Annotated in this window: 7 protein-coding genes and 2 pseudogenes; 5 read left to right on the top strand and 4 right to left on the bottom strand. The window is 64.1% G+C overall.

The genetic code is table 11. From position 1 onward, the window contains the following. A pseudogene (locus MOV75_RS25410) lies at positions 1–336 on the bottom strand (hypothetical protein); the annotation flags it as partial. 141 nt (positions 337–477) lie between these two features. On the opposite strand from MOV75_RS25410, the gene MOV75_RS25405 reads away from it, so the two are divergent. Continuing rightward, on the top strand, positions 478–825 hold the full coding sequence (locus MOV75_RS25405; RefSeq protein WP_246929940.1) for a GrlR family regulatory protein: 348 nt from the start codon (positions 478–480) through the stop codon (positions 823–825). Here the strand turns inward: MOV75_RS25405 and MOV75_RS25400 are convergent, their stop codons facing one another. Then, positions 826–1,506, bottom strand: coding sequence for an SDR family oxidoreductase (locus MOV75_RS25400; protein WP_246929935.1), 681 nt, complete (start codon positions 1,504–1,506; stop codon positions 826–828). A gap of 23 nt (positions 1,507–1,529) precedes the next feature. Next, positions 1,530–2,273, bottom strand: coding sequence for a tyrosine-protein phosphatase (locus MOV75_RS25395; protein WP_246929933.1), 744 nt, complete (start codon positions 2,271–2,273; stop codon positions 1,530–1,532). 72 nt (positions 2,274–2,345) lie between these two features. On the opposite strand from MOV75_RS25395, the gene MOV75_RS25390 reads away from it, so the two are divergent. After that, positions 2,346–2,657 carry an MliC family protein gene (locus tag MOV75_RS25390; RefSeq protein ID WP_246929932.1) on the top strand — a complete coding sequence of 104 codons (312 nt, stop codon included), beginning with the start codon at positions 2,346–2,348 and terminating at the stop codon, positions 2,655–2,657. 114 nt (positions 2,658–2,771) lie between these two features. On the opposite strand, the gene MOV75_RS25385 is transcribed toward MOV75_RS25390, so the two are convergent. Beyond that, positions 2,772–2,975, bottom strand: coding sequence for a DUF2735 domain-containing protein (locus tag MOV75_RS25385; RefSeq protein WP_246929931.1), 204 nt, complete (start codon positions 2,973–2,975; stop codon positions 2,772–2,774). Between the two features lie 540 nt (positions 2,976–3,515). Between MOV75_RS25385 and MOV75_RS25380 the strand changes: the two genes are divergently transcribed. From MOV75_RS25380 to MOV75_RS25370, 3 genes and pseudogenes are all read left to right on the top strand, one after another. Beyond that, positions 3,516–4,550 carry a glutamine synthetase beta-grasp domain-containing protein gene (locus tag MOV75_RS25380; protein WP_246929930.1) on the top strand — a complete coding sequence of 345 codons (1,035 nt, stop codon included), beginning with the start codon at positions 3,516–3,518 and terminating at the stop codon, positions 4,548–4,550. Positions 4,551–4,745: 195 nt separating this feature from the next. Beyond that, complete coding sequence (locus MOV75_RS25375) at positions 4,746–5,447, top strand: GrlR family regulatory protein (protein WP_246929938.1); 702 nt, start codon at positions 4,746–4,748, stop codon at positions 5,445–5,447. An 18-nt stretch (positions 5,448–5,465) separates the two neighbouring features. Further along, a pseudogene (locus MOV75_RS25370) lies at positions 5,466–5,570 on the top strand (ABC transporter substrate-binding protein); the annotation flags it as partial. Positions 5,571–5,682 lie beyond the last annotated feature (112 nt).

Below are 5,682 nucleotides of genomic sequence, written 5' to 3'. Positions count from 1 at the left end.
CGGCTTTACCAGCACCTCGACCTGGCCGCGATCGGTGACGCCGAGCATGCCGAAGCCGAGGCGGCGGCAGAGATTGCGATAGCGCGCGTCGCTCTCCCGTCCCTTGCCGCGGATCGACATCTTTGCCGCGATCCAGACCTCGTCGCCGGCCGGCGCGCGGTCGACCGCCTGTAGGATCAGCTCGAGATTGAAGGCGAGCTTGAGCTCGCCGATCACCACCACCGGCGGATCGCCGGCGCTGAGGCCCACGAGATCGCAGCCGCCGATCTCGCCCTTCACGGTGAAGCCGAGCTCTTCGAGGAAGCGTTTGACGGGCAGGTAGAGTGCGGTTTCCACAGGAGGGTTCCGGGGTGACGTCCGATCGGAGAATCAATTGCCGGCAGTCTAGCCGGGATCGGACAGGGGGCTCTGCACCATTTGATCGGGACCGGATGGTACGGTTATCCTGCGGGCGGGACCGCCGGGCGCGTGACAAAGATGACAATCAGGAACGGGCTCTATCACATCCGTATCGAAATGCTGGATGCTGTGCAGGGCGGCAATCAAGGCGTCATGGTGCTGCGCGACGGCACCATGCGGGGTGGCGATTCGTTCTTCTTTGCCTACGGCAGCTACACTTCGTCTGGCGGCAAGTGGAAGGGCGAGCTGACCAACGAGGAGCACTCGCCCTCGTTCGACGAGCGTCCGGTGTGGGGCCGCAAAATCGTGACCATCGGCTTCAGCGGCACCTACACTGACGAGAGCGCTTATGGCGAAGGCATGGCGCTCGCCGGCAAACAGAGCATCCGTTTCAAAGGCAATCTGCGGCTGTTGGTGCCCGATTGATCACACCCGCCCGCCAACCGGGATGAGCGCGCCGGTGACCCCGCTCGCGGCGTCGCTGGCGAGGAACAGGATGACCTCGGCGAGTTCCTGCGGCGTCACCCATTTGGAGAAGTCCGCTTTCGGCATGTCGGTGCGGTTGGCCTGGGTGTCGATGATCGACGGCAGCACCGCGTTCACCGTGACCTTGCCCTTCCACTCGTTGGCGAGGGCCTCGGTGAGACGATGCACGCCTGCCTTCGAGGCCGCATAAGGCCCCATGCCGCTGCCGGCCTGGAGCGCGCCCGTGGCGCCGATATTCACGATGCGGCCGGCTTTGGACGCGGCAAGGTGCGGCAGCGCCGCGCGCGAGGTGTTGAGCGCGGTCAGGACATTGAGCGTGTACATGCGTTGCCAGGACTTGATGTCACCGTCGCCGACGGTCTCGAACGCGAAGCCGCCGGCGATGTTGACCAGTGCATCGAGACGGCCGAAATGCTTGGCCGCCGCATCGACCGCTGTCTTCGCCTGGATCGCATCGGACAGGTCGACGCCGCCGATCTCGATGCGGTCGGGCGTTGCGGGGCTCTGTGAAGGCGCATGATCGATGCTGGCGACACGAGCGCCGCGCGATCGTGCCAGCTCCGCAACCACCTTGCCGAGCGCGCCGCGCGCCCCTGTCACGATCAGGATCTTGTCTTGCATCATCGTTCTCCCGGCGCGGCGGCCTATGATTGCAGGTAGCGCGCCTTCAGTGCGGTCCGCTCTGCTGTGCCGAGCTTGAGCCCATCGCGCAAGTAGGCTTCCAGATCACCGTATTCCTCGCCGACGGCTTCGAACGCAGCGGCGAGATAGGAAGTCTCGACGCCGCCGATGGCATTGCGCACGTCGTCCGGCAGGTCGATGGCGGCCGTCGCATCGCGCTTGTAGTGCTGGTTGGTGAGCAAGTAGTCCTCGGCGATGACGTCATAGGGCACGCCGAGCGCATGCAGGATCAGCGCGCTGGCAAAGCCGGTGCGGTCCTTGCCGGCGGTGCAGTGAATCACCAGCGGCGCACGGTCTTCCAGGAGATGGCCGAACAGTTTGCGAAAGCTGTGCGTATGGTGGCGGACATAGTTACGATAGGACTCGCGCATGAGCTCGAGGGCGACCGGCGCGGTCAGCGTGCCCCTCGCGAGTTCGGCGCGCAACGCAGCGACGACGCTCGGCTCGATCGGCAGCGAATGCACCGTGATCTCGTTCACGACGCAGATGCCGGCCGCGCGCTCCTCCAGCCCGCGGAAATCGAGCGCGCTTCGCACGCCCAGCGCGCGGACGATCTCGACATCGGCGGCGGTGAGTTGGCCGAGATGGTTGGAGCGGAAGATGTGCCGCCAGCGCGTGGTGCGGCCATCGGACGTCGGATAGCCGCCGAGATCGCGGAAATTGCTGGCGCCTTGCAAGGCGAGGTGGCGGGCAGGGGAGTCTGACATGGGATCGGCTTCGGTTATGGTTCCATTGGACGCACGAGGCGGCGTCCTTGAGGACTATCACAGGGGGCGATCATGGTCCGGCACAAGGCCATTCTTTTGGGGATCACCATGCTGGCCGCTGGAATTTCCGGCGCGCGGCAGGCTGCAGCGCAGACGTTCCAGACCTATCGCTGCACCGACGGGACGCAGTTCATCGTTGGGTTCTATGATTACGACAAGCGCGCTTTTCTTCAGATCGATGGCAAGCCGGTCACGCTCGCCAAGCGGCTGACGGTCTCCGGCATACGCTATTCGGGGGCGGGTATCACGCTGACCATCGGCAAGACCGGGACCACCACGGTGAAGCATCTGAAGCGGGCGGCAGCGACCTGCGCGGTGATCTGAACGGCGTCGTTCATGCGAGAATCAAAAGGGGCCGAAACATCGTTGTTTCGACCCTTTTTTGAACTGCCGCCGGGCGCTTGCGCGAGCGCGGCGGTTTCAAACCAAACGCGGGCATCAGCGATCCCATTTCGGCTTGGCTTCGTCGACCGCGTCCTGGTGGTACCAGCTGTCGCTGCAGATCGAGGCGTTCGCGGGAAGCGGCGCGTGATCGGCAGGAAGGCGGGTCTCGCCATAGCGGCGTCCGGAGAGAGCTGCGCGGCCCCCGACCGGAAATTGGTAGATCGTTGCCGATCCGTGACTCAGACCATTGTTCATCATTGCGATTCTCCTTGGTCGAAGCGCCTTAGCCTCCATGGTGCGCCCGACTCGTTCGATTGTGGTTACCGGAATCCCCATATCGGCCGCGCACCCCGAATTGGGAAGTGCTGAAAAGGAAATCAGTTGCCGCCTAATTTGTGGGCAGGCAGAGGTCTGCATCCCCTAAGGCACGCCGTTGGTGACTAATGCCTGGGCCATTGCAAAGGTTGCCGGGCAGGGGCGGTCGTCTTTGCGAAAATTGCTGGACGTTGATGCGCCTTTCATCGGCAGCTTCGAGTCCGGCGTCGTCTGCTTCAGAATCGGGCGATTTCCCCGGGGTTTTTGCGCTGCAGCTACACGCCAAGGTGCGCGGCTATGACGCATATCGCAGCGGGCGGTCTGCTCACGGCAGGGCGACCTCGGCCGCGGTGGGAAAACCTCCCGCACTGCGGCCTTTTGGCACGACAAATGCTTGTAACGGGCCGGCCGATGGTGGCCGGGTACAAAACGTTCGGGGGCCCCAGGGCCCCCAACCTTTCGCATCATCTACAGAGAGGCTCAATGACCAAGTATAAGCTCGAGTACATCTGGCTCGACGGATATACGCCGACACCGAACTTGCGCGGCAAAACTCAGATCAAGGAATTCGCGTCGTTCCCGACGCTCGAGCAGCTTCCGCTGTGGGGCTTCGATGGCTCCTCCACCCAGCAGGCCGAGGGCCACAGCTCCGATTGCGTGCTGAAGCCGGTTGCTGTCTTCCCGGACGCCGCGCGCACCAATGGCGTGCTCGTGATGTGCGAAGTCATGATGCCGGACGGCAAGACCCCGCACGCCTCCAACAAGCGCGCCACCATTCTCGACGACGCCGGCGCCTGGTTCGGCTTCGAGCAGGAATACTTCTTCTATAAGGACGGCCGTCCGCTCGGCTTTCCGTCCTCGGGCTACCCCGCCCCGCAGGGGCCGTACTACACCGGCGTCGGCTACTCGAACGTCGGCGACGTCGCCCGCAAGATCGTCGAAGAGCATCTCGACCTCTGCCTGGCTGCCGGCATCAACCATGAAGGCATCAACGCGGAAGTCGCCAAAGGCCAGTGGGAATTCCAGATCTTCGGCAAGGGCTCCAAGACCGCTGCCGACCAGATGTGGATGGCTCGCTATTTGATGCTGCGCCTCACCGAGAAGTACGGCATCGACATCGAATTCCACTGCAAGCCGCTCGGCGACACGGACTGGAACGGCTCCGGCATGCACGCCAACTTCTCGACCGAGTACATGCGCTCGGTCGGCGGCAAGGAGTATTTCGAGGCGCTGATGGCCGCCTTCGACAAGAACCTGATGGACCACATCGCCGTCTACGGCCCGGACAACGACAAGCGTCTGACCGGCAAGCACGAGACCGCGCCGTGGAACAAGTTCAGCTACGGCGTTGCTGATCGCGGCGCCTCGATCCGCGTTCCGCACTCCTTCGTCAACAACGGCTACAAGGGCTATCTGGAAGACCGTCGTCCGAACTCGCAGGGCGACCCATACCAGATCGCTTCGCAGATCCTGAAGACGATCGCGTCCGTGCCGGCAGACAAGAAGGCCGCGGCCTAAGATCCTCCCGGCCCGGGCTGGGGGGCTGGCCCGGGTTGGTCTCAATCCGCCGGAGCTGCAAGGCTCCGGCGGATTTTTGCATTTGGATGACGGCCGTTCCTGTGCCCGCCGAGCTCTGGCGCGCGAAACTTGTCCACCGCCGCGGAATGCGAGATAGAATGAGACTGGATGCGCGCGGGGCCGGGGACACGGCTGGTGTTTGAAGGCTTCTACAAGGTGAGATTTCAGCTCGGCGACGCCGTCGGCCGGAGCGTGATGCATGCCGGCAACGGCAGGATGCTCGGCGGCAATTCGGCCTTCGCCCATATCGGCACCTACGAGAAGACCGACAGCGGCGTCGACGTCGTGATCAGCACCGTCCGCCATAACCCCGATCCGAACTACCGCGCCATGGCGGGCACCGATGACGCCACCCTGCTTGCCAAGGGCTGGGCCGATGGCGATCTCTATCGCTTCAAGGGCGAGCTGAAGGAGCTGCCGGGCATTCCCTTCCAGTCGGTGATGACGCCGATCACGGAGGACGAGGTGCCGATCGCCGGGGGCGTCGGCGAAGCCGGCATCGCCGATGGTCTCTACTCCATCCATCTGCGGATGCTCGACGGTCTCGACGGCGGTCTCACCGGCGTGATGCTGCTCAACCGGGGCCGCATCCTCGGCGGCGATGCCGCGTTCTATTATCTCGGCAGCTACACCGCCGCGAAGGGCCGCTGGAAGGGCCAGATCCTCAACCAGGAGCACACGCCCGCCAAGGACGATCCGATTTTCGGCGGCCACGAAGTCGGCATCGGCTTCTCCGGCAGCTACGATGCGGAAGAGGCGGTGCTGGAGGCGACCGCACTCGCCGGCAAGCGCAGCCTGCGCCTGACCGCCGCGCTCAAGCTGATGCACCGCGCCTGATCGGGACGGAAAGCGCTCATGGAAAACATTCGCATGCTTTCGACGCTCGGCTTGATGGGTGCGATGCGCAGCCTGTCCTCCGTCTTCGAGGCTGAGACAGGCATCCATGTCGATGCCGACTTCGGCGGAACGCCTTGACCAGTCCACGCCCCCCGGCGGCCCCTGTGCCCGCTGGCAGCTGAAAATTGACCTGCGGCACGTCAACGACCACCCGGTACGGGTCGGCCAGCGTGAC

It is taken from the genome of Bradyrhizobium sp. PRIMUS42 (genome assembly GCF_023006515.1).
Taxonomy (GTDB): Bacteria; Pseudomonadota; Alphaproteobacteria; order Rhizobiales; family Xanthobacteraceae; genus Bradyrhizobium.
The sequence above is the reverse complement of the archived record's forward strand: the minus strand, read 5'-3'. Positions and strand labels throughout refer to the sequence as shown.